We start from the raw sequence: 800 nt of genomic DNA, 5'->3' as shown, positions 1-800 counted from the left end.
CCAACCCAGAAAATTACCTGCCATGGAATTATCTAGAAAATAGTGAGTAACGGCTGACTTGCTTTCCAAAAAAGACTGAATTGGGCTAACCGCCCAAGTCAAACTATGCAGCCGTAAGCTCACGAATCAAACCCCTACCTTAGAGATGAAATTAGAAATACTGTTACGTCTCGCTATAGCGATGTTGCAATGGCTGTTAGCCACAATTAAGCGGAGAGCCGTATGCGCTGAAAGGTGCATGTACGGTTCGGGGAGGAGAAGCAGAGAAATAGTTCGACTACGCTCTGCCTCTTACTCTACTTAGAAATCATCAAGGATGGAGCTATTTAGCGACTGTATTAGATTTAGGGACAAGAGAAATTATCGGTTATGCGACTTCAAAAACACCTGATGCACAATTAGCTAAACAAGCGCTTATTAATGCAATCGCCTTCGCTCAGCCTGATACTCGAAAGCTCATGTTCCATTCAGATCAAGGTGTGCAATACAGTGCCAATCTATTTAAAAATTGCTTATTATTGCACGGCATAACTCAAAGTATGAGCCGAAGAGGGAACTGCTGGGATAATGCAGTACAAGAGCGTTTCTTTAGAAGTCTAAAAAGTGAATATTTGAATGGTTTGAGCTTCATGAATCACGGTTCAGTAGTAGACGCTGTGACTTATTATATTTGTTATTATAACTCAAGTTTCGGGGTTCATTTTTAGCCAATAAAAGTGAACCATCCCTCATTCTAGGGCTTCTTGCCGCAAAGTAAAGTTATCCATTTGCATGACTTGCGTAAAAAAATCGACAACCGT

Annotated in this window: 1 pseudogene; it reads left to right on the top strand. The window is 41.0% G+C overall.

Annotated elements, in window-relative coordinates:
* Positions 1–302: 302 nt before the first annotated feature.
* Positions 303–683: pseudogene (locus KSO91_RS17435) on the top strand (DDE-type integrase/transposase/recombinase); the annotation flags it as partial.
* Positions 684–800: the final 117 nt, after the last annotated feature.

This window comes from Psychromonas antarctica, from assembly GCF_022267535.1.
Taxonomy (GTDB): Bacteria; Pseudomonadota; Gammaproteobacteria; order Enterobacterales; family Psychromonadaceae; genus Psychromonas; species Psychromonas antarctica.
The sequence above is the reverse complement of the archived record's forward strand: the minus strand, read 5'-3'. Positions and strand labels throughout refer to the sequence as shown.